The following is a 21,878-nucleotide window of genomic DNA, read 5'->3' as shown; positions in this document are numbered from 1 at the left end:
GCCCGTCTCTGGGAGGACCTATGGGCCGTTACATCGTCAGACGGCTACTTCAGCTAGTCCCCGTTTTCATCGGAACCACCTTTCTCATCTACTGGCTCGTCTGGTCCGTCCCTGGCGATCCCTTTGCGGGCAAGTGTGGCGACCGTCCGTGTCCTGCGAACTACATCCAGGTCATGACGGAGAAGTTCAACCTCGACAAGCCCCTGTACGTGCAGTACTTCACGTACATGAAGAACCTGCTCCAGGGTGACTTCGGCTCGACGTTCGGTGGCCGGTCGATCAACGACCTCATCGCGGCGGCGTACCCGAACACCATCAAGCTGGCGTTCGTCGCCCTGGCGGTGGAAGCGCTCATCGGTCTCACCGCGGGTGTGCTGACCGGTCTGCGGCGCAACGGCTTCCTGGACAATCTGGTCCTGGTCTCGACGCTGTTCCTCATCGCGCTGCCGACGTTCGTCACCGGCTTCGTGCTGCAGTACCTGTTCGGCGTCCAGTGGGGCGTCATCAAGCCGACGGTCTCCAACCCGCCGTCGTTCACCGAGCTGCTCATCCCCGGCTTCGTGCTGGGCAGCGTGTCGATGGCGTACGTCGCCCGGCTGGCCCGCACGAGCATCGCGGAGAACCGGAGCGCCGACTACGTGCGGACCGCCATCGCGAAGGGCCTGCCGATGCGGCGGGTGGTCGGGGTGCACCTGCTGCGCAACTCGTTGATCCCGGTCGTCACGTATCTCGGCACCGACCTCGGTGCCCTGATGGGTGGCGCAATCGTCACCGAGGGCATCTTCGGTATCAACGGAATCGGGCGGGAAGTCTACCGGGCGATCGTGACCAAGGAAGGCGCTACGGTGGTCTCCATCGTCGTCATCCTGGTGCTCGTCTACCTGGTGATGAACCTGCTGGTCGACATGCTGTACGCCCTCCTGGACCCGAGGATCCGCTATGAGTGATCCGAACATGAGCTCGATGGTCACCACGCCACGAGCCGAGCAACCCACCGCGCCCGGGGCCACCGCCCCGACGAATGCGGGACTGCCGGAGAACCAGCGGGCCGACAAGCCCCGCGGTCTTCTCGGCGACGCCTGGCGTGATCTGCGCCGTAAGCCGCTGTTCTGGATCTCCGCGTTCTTCATCGTGCTGTTCCTGGTGATGGCGGCGTTCCCGTCGCTGTTCACCTCGGCCGACCCGAGCTACGGCACCCTGTCGCGCAGCCGCGTCGGCCCGTCCGCCGACGCCTGGTTCGGCTACGACGTGCAGGGCCGTGACGTGTACGCCCGGGTCATCCACGGTGCCCGCGCGTCGATCATGGTGGCGGTGCTGTCGACCCTCGGTACCGTGCTGATCGGTGGCCTGGTCGGCGTGGTCGCCGGCTTCCGCGGTGGCTGGTTCGACGCGATCCTGTCCCGGGTGGCCGACATCTTCTTCGGTCTGCCGTTCGTGCTCGGCGCGATCGTCATCCTGTTCACGTTCAACCCGCCGGGGGCCAACCGCGGCGAGTTCGAGATCATCATGCTGGTGGTCCTGTCGCTGGTCCTGCTGAGCTGGCCGGTGTCGATGCGGATCATGCGATCGTCGGTGCTGGCCACCAAGGAGGCCGACTACATCGTGGCGGCCCGGGCCCTGGGCGCCAGCAACCTGCGGATCGTGTTCAAGCACCTGATCCCGAACTGCCTGGCCCCGCTCCTGGTCTACTCCACGATCCTGGTGGGTTCCTTCATCGGTGCGGAGGCGACGCTGTCGTTCCTCGGCGTGGGTCTGCAGTCGCCGGTGGTGTCCTGGGGCGTCATGATCAACGAGTCCCAGAACTACATCCGCGTCTCGCTGTATCTGCTGCTGTTCCCCGCCGCCTTCCTCGTGACCGCCGTGCTCAGCTTCGTGATGCTGGGCGAGGCCGTGCGCGAGGCCCTCGACCCGAAAATGCGGTAGGAGCCACCGTGTCCGAAGTTGTCATCACCGATCCCGAGTTCTCGATGACCGGCCGTCCCAGCGGCCGGCTCCTCGAGGTCGAGGATCTGCACGTCGAGTTCCGCACCCGCGAGGGCGTCGCCAAGGCCATCAACGGCGTCTCGTTCCACGTCGACGCCGGCGAGACGCTGGCCGTGCTGGGCGAGTCGGGTTCCGGCAAGAGCGTGACCGCCCAGACCATCATGGGCATCCTGGACCAGCCTCCGGGGCACGTCTCCGGCGGTCAGATCCGCTTCCACGGCAAGGACATGCTGAGCATGTCCGAGGAAGGCCGGCGCAAGATCCGCGGTCATGGCATCGCCATGGTGTTCCAGGACGCGCTGTCGGCTCTCAACCCGGTCTTCACCGTGGGCTTCCAGATCGGCGAGCAGTTCCGCATCCGCAAGGGGATGAGCCGCGCCGATGCCAAGAAGCGGGCGATCGAGTTGCTCGACCAGGTCAAGATCCCCAACGCCAAGCAGCGGGTCACCGAGTTCCCGCACCAGTTCTCCGGTGGCATGCGGCAGCGCGTCATGATCGCGATGTCGCTGGCCCTCGACCCCGAGGTGCTCATCGCCGACGAGCCGACCACCGCGCTGGACGTGACCGTGCAGGCCCAGATCATGGACCTGCTGGCCGACCTGCAGCGTGAGCGGCAGATGGGGCTCATCCTGATCACCCACGACCTGGGCGTCGTGGCTGACGTGGCCGACCGCATCGCGGTCATGTACGCCGGCCGCATCGTCGAGGAAGCCAACGTGCACGACCTGTACGCGCGGCCGGCGCACCCGTACACCGTGGGTCTGCTCAACTCGATCCCCCGGATCGACGAGAAGGGCCAGGAGCTCCGCACCATCAAGGGGCTGCCGCCGAACCTCATGCGGATCCCGCCGGGTTGTCCGTTCCACCCCCGCTGCCCCAAGGCACAGCCTGTCTGCGTCGAGAAGGTGCCCCCGCTGCGTGTGGTGGGACCGGCGCGAGGCAGCGCCTGCCACTTCGCCGAGGAGGTTCTGCGCGGTGAGTGAGACCATTCTCGAGGCCAAGAACGTCGTCAAGCACTACCCGGTCACCCGGGGTGTGGTCTTCCGCAAGACCATCGGCCAGGTCAAGGCCGTGGACGGCGTCTCGTTCAGCCTCAAGCAGGGCGAGACGCTGGGCATCGTGGGCGAGTCGGGCTGCGGCAAGTCGACGCTGGCCCGGATGCTGATGAACCTGGAACGGCCCACCGGAGGCTCGGTCGAGTACCGCGGTCGCGACATGTTCACCATGCGCGGCGGCGAGATGCGCAAGCTGCGGCGGCAGATCCAGCTCGTCATGCAGGACCCGTACACCTCGCTCAACCCCCGGATGACGGTCGGCGACCTGATCGGGGAGCCGTTCGAGATCCACACCGACGTCGCGCCCAAGGGCAGTCGTCGCAAGAAGGTGCAGGAGCTGCTGGAGGTGGTCGGGCTCAACCCCGAGCACATCAACCGCTACCCGCACCAGTTCTCCGGTGGTCAGCGCCAGCGCATCGGCATCGCCCGGGCGCTCGCCCTGCGGCCGGAGATCATCGTCTGCGACGAGCCGGTCAGCGCGCTGGACGTGTCGATCCAGGCCCAGGTGATGAACCTGCTGGACAGCCTCCAGAAGGAGCTGGGCCTGGCGTACATCTTCATCGCCCACGACCTGTCGGTGGTGCGGCACCTGTCCGACCGCGTCGCGGTGATGTACCTCGGCAAGATCGTCGAGATCGGCACCGAGGACGAGATCTACGAGCGGCCGACGCACCCGTACACGCAGGCTCTGCTGTCGGCAGTGCCGGTGCCGGACCCGAACAGCCGTAGCAAGAAGGCGATCATCCGGCTCACCGGCGACGTGCCGAGCCCGGCGAATCCGCCGTCGGGATGCCGGTTCCGCACCCGGTGCTGGAAGGCGCAGGACATCTGTGCCGAGCAGGTTCCGGAGCTGGTGCAGCGGCCGGGCACGGATCACCCGAGTGCCTGCCACTTCGCCGAGGAGCGCGAGATCGTGGCGACCCACGAGGCCGGGACGCTCTGACCCGGCTCAGCTGATCCGCGCCGCCGTGGTCCTCTGCCGAGGGCTACGGCGGCGCGTTTCGTTGTGGGGGCACGCCCGCTGCGTCAGAGCGGTCCGCGGCCGGCCCGCAGCAGCAGCAACGCCACCTGGGTGCCGTCCGGGCCGAGCGCCTCGCGGAAGCGCTCGACGATCTCCCGCTCGCGGGACAGGACCAGCCGCGTGCCGCCCGATGCCATCCGGGTGCGGCCGACGTGCTGGGACAGGCGGGAACGTTCCAGCCACAGGTCGATCAGCGCCTGGTCGATCTCGTCGATCCGCTCGCGGATCGCCTTGATCTCCTCCGCGGCGGGTTCGGCGCCGGCGCCGGTCTGCTGGTCCATCAGGTCTGCGCTCATGTCGTGCTCCTCGGGTGCTGACGTCCCGGTCGGCCCGGCCCGGGCAGCATCAAGCCCCGGGCTCGGGAGCCCGGGGCTTGATGTAGGTCTGTCGTTCAGACGCGTCCTACGGTCGCCGGAGCTCCGGGTCCGTAGTAAAAAAATCGCGCCTGCTGGATCACGAAGCGAGTATGTACCCGGCTCGGGCCGCTCCGCAAGGAAACGGCCCGAACCGTGGGACGCGGCCCGATCAGCCGATCTTGGTGATCCGGTCGGCCGGGCCCGGCGCGATCGGGGTGCCCGCGCCGAGATAGCCGATCAGGGCGTCGACGTCGAAGCCCGGTGCCGTGGTGCGGCCCGTGCCCAGCGTCAGGTTGGTGAAGCCGTCGCCGCCGTTGGCCAGGAAGTCGTTCGTGGTGACCTGGTAGTTGGCGGCCGGGTCGATCGGGGTGCCGTTGAGGGCCAGTGCGCTGACCTTCGAGCCCGCCGGGGCGGTGCTGTCCCATGAGTAGGTGAAGCCCGCCGACACCTGCAGGATGCGCTGGGTGGTCTGCCCGCCGAAGCCGACGAACTGCTGCTCCAGCACGTTCTTGAGCTGCGCGCCGGTGAGGGTCTGGGTGACCACCAGGTTGTTGAACGGCTGGACGGTGGACGCCTCGCCATAGGTCACCTGGCCGGTGGCCTCCCCGCCGGCCGACGCCTCGGCGTCGAAGTCGGCCCGGATACCGCCCGGGTTCATCAGCGCGATCTGCGCGTTGGCGCTGGTCCTCGTCCAGGCCAGCTGGGCGTCCGCGATCACGTCACCGAGCGCCGACTCGCCGTTGGCGCCCGCCGTACGGGTGATGTCGCCGGTGATGGTGCCGACGACCCGGTTGGCGATCGGAGCGACCGCGGTGCGGTACTTGTCCGCGACCTTCTTGGCGCCGGGGTCGACCGTGGCCGGGTTCTTCAGGAAGACGCCGGCGGCGTCCTTGAGCCAGCCGCCCTTGCCGTCGGAGACGCCGTTCTCCACCACCACGTTCTTGGCGGTGATGTCGGCGAACCGGCCGGTGCGCCGGTCGATCGCGTAGTCGATGTCGGTGATCAGCTGGCCGTTGGTGCCGGCGCTGGTCACCACCGAGGTGCCGGCGGAGTTCGGCAGCGTGCAGGTGTAGAAGCGGTGGGTGTGGCCGGAGACCACCAGGCGGAACTCGGGGTTGAGACCCGCGACGATCGGCACGATGGGTCCGGAGAAGGCGTTGCAGTCCGAGACGCCGGGGACCGGGACCTGCTCGGAGACGTTCTGCTGGCCGCCCTGGTGCACGAGCAGCACCTGTGCCTTGACGCCGAACAGCTTGAGCAGGTGACCCCACTTGTTGGCGGTCTCGACCTCGTTGGCGAAGCGCACGTTCTGGATGCCGGCCGGGTTCACGATGCCGGCGGTGCCCTCCAGGGTGAGCCCGACGAAGCCGACCGGCACGCCGTTGATGAACTTGATGTCGATCGGCGGCAGGATCGGCAGGCCGGTCTTCTTGTTGATGGTGTTCGCCGCGAGGTAGGTGAAGTCGGCGCCGCCGAAGCCGTCGCCGTCCTGGCAGCCGTCCTTGGGGTGACAGCCACCGCGCTGCATCCGGATCAGCTCGTCGACGCCCTCGTCGAACTCGTGGTTGCCCACCGAGCTGACCTGCAGGCCGACCTCGTTCATCAGCTCGATCGTCGGCTCGTCGTGGAAGGCGGCGCTGACCAGGGGCGTCGCGCCGATCAGGTCGCCGGCGCCGACAGTGAGGGTCTTGCGGCCCTCGGCGGCGGCGTCGGCGCGCAGCTTGCGCAGGTAGGTCGCGAGGTATTCGACGCCACCGGCCGGAGTGCCGTTGACGACCGCGCCGCTGCCGGCGGGCGGGTCGATGGCGCCGTGGAAGTCGTTGTAGCTGAGGAACTGGCCTTTGACCGTCTTGCCGGACGGTCCGTAGGACACGCTGGCCGGGGCCATGCCCGGCAGGTACTGGGCGACGGGCGTGGTGGCCGGTGCTGCGTCGGGCTTCGTCGTCGGCAGGGTGGCGACGACGGCCAGAGCGAGGGCCGGTGCGGCGAGATGACGCAGCACGGCCCAGCCGCGGCGGCGGGGGTGGTCCATAGTATTCGGTCTCCCGGTCGGGTAACGGAGCAACCAACGCCTGACAGCCTGCTGTATCGACGCTGGTCAGCGCTACGGCCTGGGGATGACAGGTTGGTTGCGGCGCGGAGGCGTGGACTGCCTCGAAAGATTGTCGGGGGTGCGGCATAGACTTGTCCGGCGATGCGAGCCCTTCCGGAAAATTCCCAGCCCCTGTTTACGATGCCGCCTGTCCAGGAGGGGAAAACCCCTGGTCAGGAGGCCCCGCCCAGGCGGCAGCCGGTCCGGCGGACGGATCCGGAGACGCTGCTCGAGGGGCTCAACGGGCCGCAGCGCGACGCGGTGACCCACGCCGGCTCGCCCCTGCTGATCGTCGCCGGTGCCGGTTCGGGCAAGACCCGGGTGCTGACCCACCGGATCGCCTACCTGCTGGCCGCGCGGGACGTGCATCCCGGTCAGATCATCGCGATCACCTTCACCAACAAGGCCGCCGGGGAGATGAAGGAGCGGGTCGCCGCCCTCGTCGGTCCCCGGGCCCGGCTGATGTGGGTGTCGACCTTCCACTCCGCCTGCGTGCGCATCCTGCGGGCCGAGCACGAGCACGCCGGGCTGAAGAGCACCTTCTCCATCTACGACGCTGATGACTCGCGGCGGCTGATGCAGCTCGTCGCCCGCGAGCTCGACCTGGACCCGAAGCGCTACACGGCCCGCGGCCTGGCCGCCCAGGTCTCCAACCTGAAGAACGAGCTGGTCGAGCCGGAGGAGTTCAAGGACCGGGCGAAGGGCCCCAACGAGCGGGCCGTCGCCGAGGCGTACGTGCTGTATCAGCGCCGCCTCAAGGAGGCGCACGCCCTCGACTTCGACGACATCATCATGGCGACCGTGCATCTGTTGCAGTCGCACCCGCACGTCGCGGAGGCCTACCGCCGCCGCTTCCGGCACGTGATGGTCGACGAGTACCAGGACACCAACCACGCCCAGTACATGCTGGTCAAGGAGTTGGTCGGGCCGGCCGAGGGCGAGATCGAGCCGGGCGAGCTGTGTGTGGTGGGCGACGCCGACCAGTCGATCTACGCGTTCCGCGGCGCCACCATCCGCAACATCCTGGAGTTCGAGCGCGACTACCCGAACGCGCGCACGATCCTGCTGGAGCAGAACTACCGCTCCACCCAGACGATCCTGTCCGCGGCCAACGCGGTCATCGACCGCAACACCTCCCGTAAGCCCAAGCGGCTCTGGAGTGACCAGGGCGCCGGCGAGCAGATCGTCGGGTACGTCGCCGACACCGAGCACGCCGAGGCCGACTGGGTGGCCCGCGAGATCGACCGGCTCACCGACAACCACGAGGTCCGCCCGGGTGACGTGGCGGTCTTCTACCGCACCAACGCACAGTCCCGCGTCTTCGAGGAGGTGTTCATCCGCGTCGGCCTGCCGTACAAGGTCGTCGGCGGGGTGCGCTTCTACGAGCGCAAGGAGGTCCGCGACGCGCTGGCCTACCTGCGCGCGGTGGTCAACGACGACGACACGGTCAGCATCCGCCGCGTGCTCAACACCCCCCGCCGTGGCATCGGCGACCGGGCCGAGGCGTGTGTGGAGGCACTGTCCACCCGCGACCGGATCTCGTTCGGCCAGGCCCTGCGCGGTGCCAAGGACGCCCCCGGCATCTCGACCCGCGCGGCCAACAGCATCGCCGACTTCGTCCAGCTCCTCGACGACCTGCGGGAGATGTCCCGGACCGCGCCGCCGGAGGAGGTGCTGGAGGCCGCGTTGCAGCGTTCCGGCCTGCTGACCGAGCTGGAGGAGAGCCTCGACCCGCAGGACCAGGGCCGGGTGGAGAACCTCCAGGAGCTCGTCAGCGTCGCCCGGGAGTACACCGAGCGGGTGGAGGCCCAGGCGGCGGAGGACGAGGACGCGCCCGCCGCGACGCTGGCCGGTTTCCTCGAGCAGGTGGCGCTGGTCGCCGACGCCGACCAGATCCCCAGTGACGATCCTGAGCACCAGGGCGTGGTCACCCTGATGACGCTGCACACCGCCAAGGGCCTCGAGTTCCCGGTGGTGTTCCTCACCGGTCTCGAGGACGGTGTCTTCCCGCACATGCGGGCCCTGGGGGACAACACCGAGCTGGAGGAGGAGCGGCGACTGGCGTACGTCGGCATCACCCGCGCCCGCCAGCGGCTCTACCTGTCCCGCGCAGTGACCCGGTCGGCGTGGGGCCAGCCGCAGTACAACCCGCCCTCACGTTTCACCGACGAGCTGCCGGGCGAGCTGGTGCGCTGGGAGCGCACGGCGGGGTCGTACACGTCGTGGTCGGGCACCGGCGGCGGTGTCGGCGGCCGTGGTGGCGGTGACCGGGGGCGTGGCGGCGGCTTCTCCGGCGGCACCCCGAAGGCGCAGCAGCTCGCCCAGCGTCTCGGCGTGGACGCGAGCAGGCTGACCACCGCGAGCGAGATGAAGCAGGCGCCCAAGGTGGCGGCCGGCGACCGGGTCAACCACCAGCGGTACGGCCTGGGCCGGGTGGTGACCGTGGACGGCCACGGTCCCGGCGCCCGGGCCCAGATCGACTTCGGCGACCAGGTCATGTGGCTGGTCCTGCGGCACGCCCCGATCGAAAAGATCTAGCGTCCCGCGCCGGGGCCGGCGGCGCGGCGGGGAATTCAGGGCTGGGTCGCCGGGGCGGCGCAGCCGGTGATGTCGACGCCGTGCTCATGCATCCAGGCGGTCGGCTCGATCGGGTTCTTGTAACTGCCCTGGTGCACCTCGAAGTGCAGGTGCGGGCCGGTCGAGTGCCCGGTCGAGCCCTCGTTGCCGATCTGGTCGCCGGCCGCGACCTGCTGCCCGACGGTCGTGGTGATCACGGACATGTGCCCGTAGTGGGTGAGGTAGCCGTTGCCGTGGTCGATCAGCACGGCGTTGCCGTAGCCCTCGGCGGGTCCGGCGGCCACGACGACGCCCGCGCCCGCGGCCCGGATCGGGGTGCCGTCCGGGGCGGCCAGGTCGACGCCGGCGTGCAGGCGGCCCCAGCGCGGGCCGAAGCAGGAGGTGGTCGCGCCTTCCGGCAGCGGGTTGACCCAGAGCGGCAGCGGCTTCTCCTTGCGGGCCTGCGGCACGAACGGCACGCCCTCGTCCACGACCTGGATGCCGGCTGCGGTGGCCGACAGGGATGAGGCGACCGGGGTGGGCGTGGCCGTGGGGGACGGCGAGAGCGTGGGCGTCGGGGCCGGGGCGGACGCGCTGGGCGCCAGGGTCGCCTGCGCGGCGGCCTGGCGGGTCTTCGCCGTGGCTGGGGAGGAGGACGCGCCGTCGGTCGCCGTCGTCAAACCTGCGACCCCCACGCCGGCCACCAGAGCGGCAGCCACGGCGTAACGGCCCTTCTCGGTGACCGGGGTGCTCGGAGCGCGGTGGCTGTGCAGCGGCGTCGTTCTGCGGTGGCGGCCGCGGACGTTCCGGTTCGCTCGATGCTGCACGCGGGGTGATCCTCCAGGTCTCGGTGTCCGACACCTGCCTGTCGGCACCGTCCTGCGGATCTTGAGGGCAGCGGGCCCGGTGCAACCGGCCCGGTTGCCGGACGGTTGCGGACATGGAAAACCGCCGGACCAGCAGCGGTCCGGCGGTGGGTGGAGCGGGATCAGGAAGCGGCGAGGTCGCCGTACACCGACTCGATGCGGAGCTTGATGTCGACGCCGTGCTCGCGCAGGAAGACGATCGGGTCGGTCGGTGCGCCCTTGACGTGCACCTCGAGGTGCAGGTGGGTGCCGTACGAGTAGCCGGTGTTGCCGACCTCACCGATGACCTGACCGGCCTTGACCTTGTCGCCGCTCTTCACCAGCAGTCGCCGGGAGTGGGCGTAGATCATCTCGGTGCCGTCGGAGTGCTTGATGGTGATCGCGTACCCGTAGCCGCCCTGGTAGCCCGCGGAGGTCACCTCACCGGCGTGCACGGCCATGTACGGGGTGCCCTCGGGCGCCGCCAGGTCGATGCCGGCGTGCAGCTTGCCGAAACGGACGCCGTACGCGGAGGTGAACTGGTAGTCGTTCAGGGGGAGCAGCCAGGCCTCGGCCTCGGCCTGCTCCTCGGTGATCTTGGCGCTGCTCTCGCGATCCTCGCCACGGGAGGCGCGTTCACCCTCGGCAGCGCGCTCGGCCAGGGTGTTGTCGGCGGACGAGGCCGCTTCCAGATTCTGCAGGACCGTGGGGTTGATGGTCTTGGCGTCCGGGAGCTGCGAGGCGGCTCCCAGGGCGACCACCCCGGCGCCGACGAACGCCGACGTGACGACGACTGCGTAGCGGCTGCGCGGAGGGGTAGGAACGCGGCGACGGCCGCGATAGCGGTCGGGCTCAGACGACAAGCGCTGACGCACGAACAACCCTCCGTCGGTGGCAAAGAGCGGCAGCCACCGGGCGGGGAACAGATGCTGAACGGTGGTTTGCCGAGCGGTCGGTCCGGCGTTAACCGGTTGACAGCCGTGGGCCACGGTAACGAAACGCAACGCCGGTCACAAGTCGCAGCGCCAATTCCCTGACAGTTAGCTGTCGGCATTAGGACGCGAATGTCCGAGTTGGTGGCAATTCTGAGGTGAAAGAGTGTTGGCTCTCCGTAACTGCGCTTCTAACGCAAAGTCATGTGACGTGGAATACGTTAATTGGTGCTTGCGCGCGGTGTCCTGATGGTCTTGGTGCCGGCGGGTAGTACGGAGCGGCGGCTTCCTCGGTTCAACCGTGCCGGGTTACCGTTCGTTCAGGTGGCAGTTTCCTTCTCGGCCGGCAGTGCAGCCGGTGAGCGCCGAAGGGGTCGTAGATGCAAGCACGGATCAGGGTCGTCGTCGCCAAACCAGGGCTGGACGGCCACGACAGGGGCGCGAAGGTAGTGGCACGCGCGCTGCGGGACGCCGGTATGGAGGTCGTCTACACGGGCCTGCACCAGACGCCCGAGCAGATCGTCGAGACCGCCATCCAGGAGGACGCGGACGCGATCGGGCTGTCTGTGCTCTCCGGGGCGCACATGACGCTGTTCCGGCGGGTGCTGGAACTGCTCGCGGAACGTGATGCGGCCGACATCGTGGTATTCGGCGGCGGCATCATTCCGGCCGACGACATATCCGAGCTGGAGAAGCTGGGCGTAGCCCATATCTTCACGCCGGGCGCGACGACCGCATCCATCATCGAATGGGTACGCGCCAATGTGGCCACGCCAGTGGCGTGACCAGACAATCGCAAAGAGTCAATAAGAAGTAAGGGAGAGGCCGGACGCACCCCTCACACGTCCGGCCTCTCTATGCACGATGCCCCGCCGCCACCCCTCGACCGACAGGGCATCGGCCGCTCTCGTCATCGCTCAGCGCTCCGACATCACACTCAACGACGCCCCCGAACCGGGGTTACGCGACCTGGGACGACTTTTTCGCGCGGTCCGCGTAGCCTCTCGCACCGTGCAGCCCTACCCCGTGGTCCCGCGCATCCCCGAGGACCAGCCCTTCATCGTCCGGCCCAGCGTCCGCAAGCGCGTGCTGGTCTTCGGCGGCTTCCTCCTGGCCCTGATGGCCATCCTCGGCTGCGTGCTCGGCCTGGGGGCGATCGGCTCCGACAACGGCCCGGCCCTGCTGGCGCTCTTCCTGGTGATCAGCGTCGTCTTCGCCGGCCTGTTCGGCCTGCAGATCTGGCTGCTCGCCGGCGGCGGCCCGGTGCTCGCGGTCGGGCCCGCCGGCCTGTGGATCAAGACCCGGCCGAGCCGGGGCCAGGCCATCTGGCTGCCCTGGGAGGCGATCGGCATGATCTCCCGGCGGCGCTGGAGCCTGGAGAAGATGCTCTGCGTGGCTCCCCGCGACCCCCGGGCCGAGCAGAAGCTGGGCGCGTTCACCGCCTTCGACTCCATGGTCACCCAGGCCGCGTTCGGCACGGGCTTCACCGCGACGCTCAACTACGCCGACAAGAGCGAGCAGGAGATCCTGCAGGCCGTCGCCTACTTCGCGGCCGGCCGCGTCCCCCTGACCTAGCCCGGCGGCTGTGTGGTCTTGCACACCGTGCACCCGCGGCGGCGCACCCGGTGGTGAGGTGGCTAGGCTGCGAAATGAGGCCTCTGGGCCGACATTTCTCTCACGCTGGCGGCGACGCAACGACGCGCCGCGGACATCAGGTCGGGACGCGGGTACGCGGCTTGCCGGGGCAAGCGTCGCGAGCGAAAGGAGACACGTGGACCTGTTCGAGTATCAGGGGCGCGACCTGTTCGAACGGCACGGGCTGCCCGTGCTGGGCGGCGGCGTCGCCGAGACCCCGCAGGAGGCCCGCGCGATCGCCGAGCGACTCGGCGGCAAGGTCGTGGTCAAGGCGCAGGTGAAGGTCGGCGGCCGCGGCAAGGCCGGCGGCGTCAAGCTCGCCGACGGCGCGGACGAGGCCGAGGCTCGCGCGACGGACATCCTCGGGATGGACATCAAGGGCCACACCGTGCACAAGGTGATGCTCGCGGAGACCGCGGACATCAAGGAGGAGTACTACTTCTCCTACCTGCTCGACCGGGCCAACCGCACCTTCCTCTGCATCGCCTCCGTGGCCGGCGGCATGGAGATCGAGACGGTCGCCGAGGAGGACCCGGAGCGGGTCGCCAAGATCGCGATCGACGCCAACGAGGGTGTCACCGAGGCCAAGGCGCGCGAGATCGTCACCGCCGCCAAGTTCCCGGCCGAGGTCGCCGAGCCGATCGTCGACATCGCGGTGAAGCTCTGGCAGGCCTTCGTGGCCGAGGACGCGACGCTGGTCGAGGTCAACCCGCTGGCCAAGGTCGGCGACGGCCGGGTGCTGCTGCTGGACGCGAAGATCACCCTGGACGAGAACGCCGGCTTCCGGCACCCCGACCACGAGGCGCTGATCGACCAGTCCGCGGTCGACCCGCTGGAGCAGGCGGCCAAGGCCAAGAACCTCAACTACGTCAAGCTCGACGGCGAGGTCGGGATCATCGGCAACGGTGCCGGCCTGGTCATGTCGACGCTCGACGTGGTCGCGTACGCGGGCGAGGGGCACGGCGGCGTCAAGCCGGCCAACTTCCTCGACATCGGCGGCGGCGCCAGCGCCCAGGTCATGGCCAACGGCCTGGAGATCGTGCTGGGCGACCCGGCGGTCAAGTCGGTCTTCGTCAACGTCTTCGGCGGCATCACCGCCTGCGACGAGGTCGCCAACGGCATCATCCAGGCCCTCGCCCTGCTCGGTGAGCGCGGCGAGGCCGTCACCAAGCCGCTCGTGGTCCGCCTCGACGGCAACAACGCCGAGGCCGGCCGGGCGATCCTGGACCAGGCGAACAACCCGCTGGTGCAGCGGGTGGACACGATGGACGGTGCGGCCGAGCGCGCCGCCGAGCTCGCAGCTGCGGGGAAGTGACGACATGGCTATCTGGCTCACCAAGGACTCCAAGGTCATCGTCCAGGGCATGACCGGCGCGGAGGGCTCCAAGCACACCCGCCGGATGCTCGCCGCGGGCACCAACGTGGTCGGCGGGGTCAACCCGCGCAAGGCCGGCACGACCGTGGACTTCGACGGCACCTCGCTGCCGGTCTTCGCGTCCGTCGGCGAGGCGATGAAGGAGACCGGCGCCGACGTGTCGGTCATCTTCGTGCCGCCGGCGTTCACCAAGGGTGCGGTGCTCGAGGCGATCGACGCCGAGATCCCGCTGGCCGTCGTCATCACCGAGGGCGTGCCGGTGCAGGACTCGGCCGCGTTCTGGGCGCACAACATCGCCCAGGGTCAGAAGACCCGGATCATCGGCCCGAACTGCCCCGGCATCGCCTCGCCGGGCGCCTCCAACGCCGGCATCATCCCGGCCGACATCACCCCCGGTGGCCGCATCGGCCTGGTCAGCAAGAGCGGCACGCTGACCTACCAGCTCATGTACGAGCTGCGCGACATCGGCTTCTCCACCGCGGTCGGCATCGGCGGCGACCCGATCATCGGCACCACCCACATCGACGCGCTCAAGGCCTTCCAGGAGGACCCGGAGACCGACGCGATCGTGATGATCGGTGAGATCGGCGGCGACGCCGAGGAGCGCGCGGCCGAGTTCATCAAGGCGAACGTGACCAAGCCGGTCGTCGGCTACATCGCCGGCTTCACCGCTCCGGTCGGCAAGACCATGGGCCACGCCGGCGCGATCATCTCCGGCTCGGCCGGCACCGCCGACGCCAAGAAGGAGGCCCTCGAGGCCGCCGGCGTCAAGGTCGGCAAGACCCCGAGCGAGACCGCGCGGCTCATGCGCGAGGTCATGAGCTGACATTGGTACGGCCACAGGCGCGCCGCGGCCCGGACGGTTCACGTCCGGACCGCGGCGCGTCGCTGTGTCCGGCGACTTTCCGCCGCGCCCGGCCTCGGCAACCGTCCTCGGCGGCGGACCACCTCCCGCGTACGGGACGCGATGCGTACCTTATGGCGGGGATTGCGGCCCGGGGAGCGGTTGTTTCGGGCGGTTTGCCAGTCCCGGGGTCCGCACAGGCGTTCGGCTGTGGGGCTTTCCGGCGGTCGATGTGCGGCGCGTCGCCGTTTCTGCGTCGCCGCAGGCCGTCCGGCGTGGAAAAGTAGGCCGCGATGCCGACCACCCCCGACCGTCGCGACGGTCGACCCGCCGGCTCGGAGGACCAGTTCGAGGCCGCCGAGGCCGTTCACCTTGCCGCCCGCGAGACGGTCACGGTGCGCCCGTCGGCACCCGAGCGCCCCACCGTCCGGGTCGATCCGGGCGACCGCGCCACCGTGCGGATCGATCGGGGCAACCACCAGACGGTCAAGCTCCCCGGCCAGCGCCGCCCGCCGCCCGGCCCGGGGCGCGCCCCGCTGCCGGTGGCAGCTGCCTTCGCGACGTGCTGGGCCGCCCTGGTGTCGTACGTGCCGGTGGCCGCGGTCATCGGCATGGCCCGCACGCTGGAAGGTCAGGGTGGCCTGGGCGGTGCCGCGCACGCCGGGCTGGCCGGCTGGCTGCTCGGCCACGGCGTCCCGATCGGCACCTCGATCGGCCCGCTCGGCCTGGCGCCGCTGCTGCTCACCCTGCTGGCCGGCTGGCGCCTCAACCGCGCCGGCCTGCACGTCATCCGCGCCATCGGCGCCCGCCGCAGCGGCTCACCCCGGGTCGCCCTGCTGGTCGCCGGCATGATCGGCATCTGGTACGCGCTGCTGGGCGCCCTGGCGGCGGTGCTCGTCGACGGCAAGGGCACCGAGGTGTCCGCGGGCCGGGCGGCGTTCCACTTCTTCCTCGCCGGACTGGTGTTCTCCCTGATCGGCACACTGCGCAGCACCGACGCGCTGGTCGTGACGGCCCGCCGCATCCCACCGGCGCTGCGCCACGGCCTGCGCACGGGCGTCGTGGCGGCGCTGCTGGTGCTGGCGGCCGGGGCGGCCTTCGCGGGCCTGTCCGTGGCGGTCGGCGGGGGACAGGCGGCCGACATGATCTCGGCGTACCGGACCGGGGTGGCCGGGCAGGCCGGGATCACGCTGGTCAGCCTGGCGTACGGGGCCAACGGCGTGATCTGGTCGGCGGCGTACCTGCTGGGGCCCGGTTTCCTGTTGGGCGCCGACTCCGCCGTACGGGTGACTGAAGTGACCCTGGGCCCGCTGCCGACCGTGCCGCTGCTGGCCGGCCTGCCGAACGGCCCGATGGGCGCGAGCGGCGCGGCGCTGCTGGCGGTGCCCGTGCTGGCGGCGATGGCGGCCGGCTGGCTGCTGACCCGGCGGCTGGTGAACCTGCATCACGTGGTCGACGGGCACCTGGTGCACGGGCGTACCCCGGGCGACCCGGCGCCGGTCGAGCCGAGCTGGTCGCTGGTCCTCGGCGCGGCGGCGCTGTCCGGGCCGGTGGCGGGTCTGGTGCTGGGCCTGCTGTCGTGGATGTCGGGCGGGTCGCTGGGCGACGGCCGGCTCTCCGAGATCGGTCCGGTCCCGTGGCACGTCGCCCTGATCGCGACGATGGTGGTCACGGTGTCGGCCTGCATCGGCGCGGCCGCGGGCCGCGCGTTCCGCGCCCCGGCCCGCAGCTGATCCGGCTTTCGCCGGGATGCGCCTGCCGCGCCCCGGCCCGCAGCTGAACCGGCTTCCGGCGGCAGCCCGCCGGGATGCGCGGCGGGCTGCGGCCCGTTCCTGCCTGGCGCCGGCTCCGGCAAAAGCCGCCGGATAGGCGGAGGGCGCCCCGGCTCGGCCCGGCTCCGGCAAAGCGCGCCGGATGCGCGAAGGGCGCCCCGGCCGAAGCCGGGACGCCCTCGCGGTGGTGCCGCTCAGATCGTCAGGAGTTCGACGACATGAGGTCGCCCAGCGCGCCGGTGGCGGCCAGGATGATGTTGATGACGAGCGCCAGCACGATGACGCCGAAGGTCACGTAGGCGAGCGTGGGCTTCTTGCCGACCTTGCGGGCCTCGAGCAGGCTCAGCACGCCGAAGACGATGCCGAGGGGCCAGCAGCAGAAGGCGAAGACGATGCCGAGGACGCCCCAGAGCGTCACCTTGTCGTTGCCCGGCGCTGCGGGCGGCTGCTGACCGTAGTAAGGCGGTGGCGTCACGGGCGAATCCTCCAGATAAATCCGCGCAATGCGGTGATGTGCAAACCGGGCGCACGTGGACCATCACGTGAGCGGCCCGCAGCCTAACCGATGATCAGCGGTTTCCGCTGTCCTCGAAACGACCCGTTTGCCGTCGTCAGGGGCCACGACGATAGGGTGCTCGGGTGACAGACCCCGCGCCCGCCCGCCTGGTCGTCCTCGTCTCCGGCTCCGGCAGCAACCTGCAGGCTCTCCTCGACGCCGCCGCGGATCCCGCGTACGGCGCGAAGGTCGTGGCCGTCGGCGCCGACCGGGACGGCATCGCCGGGCTCGACCGTGCGGCCGCCGCCGGTGTGCCGACGTTCGTCGACTCCGTCAAGGCCTACCCGACCCGCGACGACTGGGATGCCGCCCTGACCGCCCACGTGGCCGAGCACAAGCCGGACCTGGTCATCTCGGCCGGCTTCCTCAAGCTGGTCGGCCGGGACTTCCTGGCCGCCTTCGGGGACCGCTACGTCAACACCCACAACGCGCTGCTGCCGTCGTTCCCGGGCATCCACGGCCCGCGCGACGCCCTCGCCTACGGCGTGAAGATCGCCGGGGCGACGTTGTTCTTCGTCGACGCCGGTGTCGACACCGGCCCGATCATCGCCCAGGTCAGCGTGCCCGTGCTCGACGACGACACGGAGGAGACGCTGACCGAGCGGATCAAGGAAGCCGAGCGCCGCCAGCTGGTCGAGTACGTCGGCCGGCTGGTGCGCGAAGGCTGGACCATCACGGACAGGAAGGTCTCCATCCCATGACCGTCGAGGACGGCCGCCGGCCGATCAAGCGCGCGCTGCTGAGCGTGTACGACAAGACCGGCCTGGTCGAGCTCGCGCAGGCCCTGCACGCCGCCGGGGTGCAGGTCGTCTCCACCGGCTCCACCGCGTCGACCGTCGAGGCCGCCGGGGTCCCGGTGACCCGGGTCGAGGAGCTGACCGGTTTCCCGGAGACGCTGGACGGCCGGGTCAAGACGCTGCACCCCAAGGTGCACGCCGGACTGCTCGCCGACCTGCGGCTGGAGACCCACGCCGCGCAGCTGTCCGAGTTGGCCATCGAGCCGTTCGACCTGCTGGTCAGCAATCTGTACCCGTTTACCGAGACCGTGGCGTCCGGCGCGACCGTGGACGAGTGCGTCGAGCAGATCGACATCGGCGGGCCGGCGATGGTCCGTGCGGCGGCCAAGAACCACCCGTCCGTGGCGGTGGTGACGTCCGTGGCGGCGTACCCGTTGATTCTGGACGCCCTGCGCGACGGCGGTTTCACGCTGACGCAGCGCAAGCTGCTCGCCGCTCGCGCTTTCGCCGACATCGCCGAGTACGACGTGGCGGTGGCGAACTGGTGCGCGACGACGCTGGCGCCCTCGGAGTGGCCGGAGTTCGCCGGGCTCGCGCTCAAGCGCGAGAGCGCCCTGCGCTACGGCGAGAACCCGCACCAGCAGGCCGCGCTCTACCTAGACCCGAACGCGCCGGCCGGGCTGGCCCGGGCCGAGCAGCTGCACGGCAAGGAGATGTCCTACAACAACTACGTCGACGCGGACGCGGCCTGGCGCTCGGCCAACGACTTCACCGAGCCGTGCGTGGCCATCATCAAGCACGCCAACCCGTGCGGCATCGCGGTCGGCGCCGACGTCGCCGAGGCGCACCGCAAGGCGCACGCCTGCGACCCGGTGTCCGCGTTCGGCGGGGTCATCGCGGTCAACCGGCAGGTGACCGTGGAGCTGGCCCAGCAGCTCGACGGCATCTTCACCGAGGTCATCGTCGCGCCGTCGTTCACCGAGGAGGCGCTCGCGGTCTTCCGTGAGAAGAAGAACCTGCGCGTGCTCGTGGCGCCGGCCTGGAACCCGCCGCCCGCGGAGATCAAGCAGATCGGCGGCGGCATGCTGGTGCAGATGTCCGACCGCATCGACGCCGAGGGCGACGACCCGGCGCACTGGACGCTGGCCACCGGCGCGGCCGCCACCGACGAGGAGCTCGCGGACCTGGCCTTCGCCTGGCGGGCGATCCGCTCGGTGAAGAGCAACGCGATCCTGCTCGCCCACGACGGCGCGACCGTCGGGGTGGGCATGGGCCAGGTCAACCGGGTCGACTCGGCGCACCTCGCGGTGAACCGGGCCGGCGCGGACCGGGCCAAGGGCAGCGTGGCCGCGTCCGACGCGTTCTTCCCGTTCCCGGACGGCCTCGAGGTGCTGATCGCCGCCGGTGTCAAGGCGGTCGTGCAGCCGGGTGGCTCCATCCGCGACAACCTGGTCATCGAGGCGGCCGAGAAGGCCGGGATGACCGTCTACCTGACCGGTACGCGGCACTTCTACCACTGATGGACGTCGTCCGGAACGACACGTTCGCGGGCCAGGACTGGGCCCTCGCCGAGGTGGAACGCGCACACTACGAGGACTGCGCGTTCCACGACGTCGACTGGTCCGAGGCGAAGCTGACCGGATGCACGTTCACCCATTGCGAGTTCGGCAATGTGCGCTTCAACGCCGCGGAGCTCAACGCCTGTGCGATCACCCAGTCAGTGCTGCGGCGGTGCTCGTTCTTCGACGCCACCGTGACCGGTTGCAAGCTCACCGGCTCGCAGTTCCTCGATTGTGGACTGCGGCCGCTGACCATCGACGGCGGTGACTGGGGTTTCGTCTCGCTGCGCGGGCAGAACCTCACCGCCGCCAAGCTCGGCGGGCTGCGGCTGCGGGAGGCCGACCTCACCGGCGCCGACCTGACCCGGGCCGACCTGCGCGGCGCCGACCTGTCGCACGCCCGGCTCAAGGACGCCGTCCTGAAGGGCACCGACCTGCGCGGCGCCGACCTGGACGGGGTCGCGCTGCACGGCCTCCGGCTGGACGCCACCAAGATCGACATGGCCCAGGCCGTGCAGTTCGCGACCGCGTACGGCGCCAAGGTCAGCGCCTGAACAGTGGTTTACCTCGCCCTGGGCGGCCCTGCCCGGTAATGCGCCGTTAACCGACTGATACGGTCCGGAAAAAGCGTCCCGCCGACTGGGAGTGAGAAGCATGGGCAAGAAGGTCACCGTCGTAGGCGCCGGTTTCTACGGGTCCACGACCGCACAGCGTCTGGCCGAGTACGACATCTTCGACACCGTGGTGCTCACCGACATCATCGAGGGCAAGCCCGCGGGTCTCGCGCTCGACCTCAACCAGTCCCGGCCGATCGAGGGCTTCGAGACCAAGGTCGTCGGCGTCACCACCGGCCCCAACGGTGAGGGCTACGAGGCCATCGAGGGCTCCGACGTCGTCGTGGTCACCGCCGGTCTGCCGCGCAAGCCGGGCATGAGCCGGATGGACCTGCTCGAGGTCAACGCCAAGATCGTGCGTACCGTCGCGGAGAATATCGCCAAGTACGCCCCCAACGCCGTGGTCATCGTGGTCTCCAACCCGGTCGACGAGATGACCGCGCTGGCCCAGATCGCCACCCAGTTCCCCAAGAACCGCGTCTTCGGCCAGGCCGGCGTGCTGGACACGGCCCGCTTCACCAACTCGATCGCCGAGACCCTCGCGGTGCCGGTCAAGAGCGTCAAGGCGCTCACCCTCGGCTCGCACGGCGACACCATGGTGCCGGTGCCGTCGCGCTGCACGGTCGACGGCAAGCCGCTGTCCGACCTGCTGCCGGCCGACAAGATCGAGGAACTGGTCGTCCGCACCCGCAACGGTGGCGCCGAGGTCGTGGCGCTGCTCAAGACCGGTTCGGCCTACTACGCGCCGTCGGCCGCCGCGGCCCGCATGGCCAAGGCCGTGGCCGAGGACTCCGGCGTCGTGCTGCCGGTCTGCGCCTGGGTCGACGGCGAGTACGGCATCTCGGGCGTCTACCTGGGTGTCGAGGCCGAGGTCGGCGCCGAAGGCATCAAGAAGGTCGTCGAGGAGAAGCTGACCGACACCGAGCTGGCCGGCCTCAAGGAGGCCGCCGAGGCGGTCCGGGCCAAGCAGGCGGACGTCGCTTCGCTCTGATCCTGCTGCGGGGAAGGCCGGGGCCTCGGTCCCGGCCTTCTTCATGTCCCGGTACGGCAGTACGGCTGACCCAGGTGCGACACCGCCAGCCACGAGCCCCGGGCGGTGGCCGCGGTGAGCGCCGCGTCCCGGCTCTTGCGGGCGAGCCGCACGTCCATGTCGTGCCCGTAGGCCAGCCCTGGATCAACCAGCTGCACCGCGTGCACCAGCAGATCCCCGGTGATCAGCACCGATTCGCCGCCGCCGTCAACGAGCACCGACTGGTGGCCCGGGGTGTGCCCGGGCGTGGAGATGATCCGTACGCCCGCGCTCAGCTCGGTGTCACCCTCCACGACCTGGAGTCGTCCCTGGTCCCGTAGCGGCCGCAGCAGCGCGTCCTGCTGGCGGGCGGCGGCGAAGGCGTCGACTTCCGCGCGCTGCACGATCACCCGGGCGTTGGTGAACGGCGAGTCCGCCGGGACGGCCCAGCCGATGTGATCGGTGTGCAGGTGGGTCAGCACGACCGCCTCGACGTCCGCGGCCTCGATCCCGGCCCCGGCCAGCTCGTCCGGCAGGTGCCCGGGTACGGGAGCCCAGTCGGCGGCGAGCGAGTGGGCCGGTCCGATCCCGGCGTCGACGAGGGTGACCGGGCCGCTGTCGCCGTACCGGATCGCGAAGCTCCGGAAGCGCAACCACCAGCGGCCGTCCGCGGTCCGCGCGTCCGGATCGCGCTCGTCGGCCGCGGCCCACTGCTCGGCCGTGGCGTCCGGCAGCGCGTCCTCGCGCCGGTCGAAATGCGGTCCTTCGGCGTCCGGCAGCGCGATGACGGTGAGCGGGCCGATCTTCCGGATGGCAGACATCCCGCCATTCTGGCGGCGCGGGCCGGCTCGTGCGAGAGGGTTAGGGCGAGGCCGGGAGGCGATCTTCCACCGACCTGCAGTACGCTCGTACTGCTAGAAGCACGTGTCCCGGAGAG

General features: G+C 70.2%; 20 protein-coding genes. 14 read left to right on the top strand and 6 right to left on the bottom strand.

Annotated elements, in window-relative coordinates; all coding sequences use genetic code 11:
• Positions 1–20: 20 nt before the first annotated feature.
• The 4 genes from AB0C12_RS40110 to AB0C12_RS40095 are packed head-to-tail and all read left to right on the top strand — an operon-like array spanning position 21 to position 3,981.
• Positions 21–947, top strand: a complete 927-nt coding sequence (locus AB0C12_RS40110) for an ABC transporter permease (RefSeq protein WP_360556018.1) — start codon at positions 21–23, stop codon at positions 945–947.
• On the top strand, positions 940–1,923 hold the full coding sequence (locus AB0C12_RS40105) for an ABC transporter permease (RefSeq protein WP_360556017.1): 984 nt from the start codon (positions 940–942) through the stop codon (positions 1,921–1,923). The genes AB0C12_RS40110 and AB0C12_RS40105 overlap by 8 nt, the downstream gene beginning before the upstream one ends.
• Before the next feature lie 44 nt (positions 1,924–1,967).
• Positions 1,968–2,966 (top strand): ABC transporter ATP-binding protein, encoded by a 999-nt coding sequence (locus tag AB0C12_RS40100; protein WP_360556065.1) that lies wholly within the window; start codon positions 1,968–1,970, stop codon positions 2,964–2,966.
• Positions 2,959–3,981 carry a dipeptide ABC transporter ATP-binding protein gene (locus AB0C12_RS40095; protein ID WP_360556016.1) on the top strand — a complete coding sequence of 341 codons (1,023 nt, stop codon included), beginning with the start codon at positions 2,959–2,961 and terminating at the stop codon, positions 3,979–3,981. The genes AB0C12_RS40100 and AB0C12_RS40095 overlap by 8 nt, the downstream gene beginning before the upstream one ends.
• 83 nt (positions 3,982–4,064) lie before the next feature.
• Here the strand turns inward: AB0C12_RS40095 and AB0C12_RS40090 are convergent, their stop codons facing one another.
• Positions 4,065–4,355, bottom strand: a complete 291-nt coding sequence (locus AB0C12_RS40090; protein WP_203773738.1) for a chorismate mutase — start codon at positions 4,353–4,355, stop codon at positions 4,065–4,067.
• A gap of 229 nt (positions 4,356–4,584) precedes the next feature.
• A complete protein-coding gene (locus AB0C12_RS40085; RefSeq protein ID WP_360556014.1) occupies positions 4,585–6,447 on the bottom strand; it encodes a bifunctional metallophosphatase/5'-nucleotidase in 1,863 nt (620 codons plus the stop codon).
• Positions 6,448–6,648: 201 nt separating this feature from the next.
• Between AB0C12_RS40085 and pcrA the strand changes: the two genes are divergently transcribed.
• A complete protein-coding gene (gene pcrA, locus AB0C12_RS40080; protein WP_360556013.1) occupies positions 6,649–9,045 on the top strand; it encodes a DNA helicase PcrA in 2,397 nt (798 codons plus the stop codon).
• Between the two features lie 35 nt (positions 9,046–9,080).
• Here pcrA and AB0C12_RS40075 read toward each other — a convergent pair whose 3' ends face one another.
• Positions 9,081–9,890, bottom strand: coding sequence for a peptidoglycan DD-metalloendopeptidase family protein (locus tag AB0C12_RS40075; RefSeq protein WP_360556011.1), 810 nt, complete (start codon positions 9,888–9,890; stop codon positions 9,081–9,083).
• A 161-nt stretch (positions 9,891–10,051) separates the two neighbouring features.
• On the bottom strand, positions 10,052–10,783 hold the full coding sequence (locus AB0C12_RS40070) for a M23 family metallopeptidase (protein WP_360556010.1): 732 nt from the start codon (positions 10,781–10,783) through the stop codon (positions 10,052–10,054).
• 437 nt (positions 10,784–11,220) lie between these two features.
• Between AB0C12_RS40070 and AB0C12_RS40065 the strand changes: the two genes are divergently transcribed.
• The 5 genes from AB0C12_RS40065 to AB0C12_RS40045 all read left to right on the top strand — a co-directional run bounded on the left by AB0C12_RS40065 (position 11,221) and on the right by AB0C12_RS40045 (position 16,427).
• A complete protein-coding gene (locus AB0C12_RS40065) occupies positions 11,221–11,625 on the top strand; it encodes a cobalamin B12-binding domain-containing protein (protein WP_360556009.1) in 405 nt (134 codons plus the stop codon).
• 226 nt (positions 11,626–11,851) lie between these two features.
• A complete protein-coding gene (locus tag AB0C12_RS40060) occupies positions 11,852–12,415 on the top strand; it encodes a hypothetical protein (protein ID WP_360556007.1) in 564 nt (187 codons plus the stop codon).
• 196 nt (positions 12,416–12,611) lie between these two features.
• Positions 12,612–13,790 (top strand): ADP-forming succinate--CoA ligase subunit beta, encoded by a 1,179-nt coding sequence (sucC, locus tag AB0C12_RS40055; RefSeq protein ID WP_360556006.1) that lies wholly within the window; start codon positions 12,612–12,614, stop codon positions 13,788–13,790.
• A gap of 4 nt (positions 13,791–13,794) precedes the next feature.
• Entirely contained in the window at positions 13,795–14,676 is an 882-nt protein-coding gene (gene sucD, locus AB0C12_RS40050; RefSeq protein WP_360556004.1) for a succinate--CoA ligase subunit alpha, read from the top strand.
• A 311-nt stretch (positions 14,677–14,987) separates the two neighbouring features.
• Complete coding sequence (locus AB0C12_RS40045) at positions 14,988–16,427, top strand: DUF6350 family protein (protein WP_360556003.1); 1,440 nt, start codon at positions 14,988–14,990, stop codon at positions 16,425–16,427.
• A gap of 241 nt (positions 16,428–16,668) precedes the next feature.
• Here AB0C12_RS40045 and AB0C12_RS40040 read toward each other — a convergent pair whose 3' ends face one another.
• On the bottom strand, positions 16,669–16,941 hold the full coding sequence (locus tag AB0C12_RS40040; protein ID WP_360556001.1) for a DUF4190 domain-containing protein: 273 nt from the start codon (positions 16,939–16,941) through the stop codon (positions 16,669–16,671).
• Between the two features lie 164 nt (positions 16,942–17,105).
• On the opposite strand from AB0C12_RS40040, the gene purN reads away from it, so the two are divergent.
• The 4 genes from purN (at position 17,106) to mdh (ending at position 20,923) form a co-directional block, all read left to right on the top strand.
• Positions 17,106–17,723, top strand: a complete 618-nt coding sequence (gene purN / locus AB0C12_RS40035) for a phosphoribosylglycinamide formyltransferase (RefSeq protein ID WP_360555999.1) — start codon at positions 17,106–17,108, stop codon at positions 17,721–17,723.
• Positions 17,720–19,279, top strand: coding sequence for a bifunctional phosphoribosylaminoimidazolecarboxamide formyltransferase/IMP cyclohydrolase (purH, locus tag AB0C12_RS40030; RefSeq protein ID WP_360555998.1), 1,560 nt, complete (start codon positions 17,720–17,722; stop codon positions 19,277–19,279). Before purN ends, purH begins: the two co-directional genes overlap by 4 nt.
• Positions 19,279–19,872 (top strand): pentapeptide repeat-containing protein, encoded by a 594-nt coding sequence (locus tag AB0C12_RS40025; RefSeq protein ID WP_360555996.1) that lies wholly within the window; start codon positions 19,279–19,281, stop codon positions 19,870–19,872. Before purH ends, AB0C12_RS40025 begins: the two co-directional genes overlap by 1 nt.
• Before the next feature lie 100 nt (positions 19,873–19,972).
• The gene (mdh, locus tag AB0C12_RS40020) at positions 19,973–20,923 is read left to right on the top strand and encodes a malate dehydrogenase (RefSeq protein WP_360555994.1); all 951 of its coding nucleotides are present in this window, start codon (positions 19,973–19,975) and stop codon (positions 20,921–20,923) included.
• A 41-nt stretch (positions 20,924–20,964) separates the two neighbouring features.
• On the opposite strand, the gene AB0C12_RS40015 is transcribed toward mdh, so the two are convergent.
• On the bottom strand, positions 20,965–21,762 hold the full coding sequence (locus AB0C12_RS40015) for an MBL fold metallo-hydrolase (protein ID WP_360555992.1): 798 nt from the start codon (positions 21,760–21,762) through the stop codon (positions 20,965–20,967).
• Between the last annotated feature and the right edge of the window lie 116 nt (positions 21,763–21,878).

Origin of the sequence: Actinoplanes sp. NPDC048967, assembly GCF_040649415.1 — a bacterium.
Taxonomy (GTDB): Bacteria; Actinomycetota; Actinomycetes; order Mycobacteriales; family Micromonosporaceae; genus Actinoplanes.
Note: the sequence above shows the minus strand (reverse complement) of the source record. Positions and strands in the feature narration are given on the sequence as shown.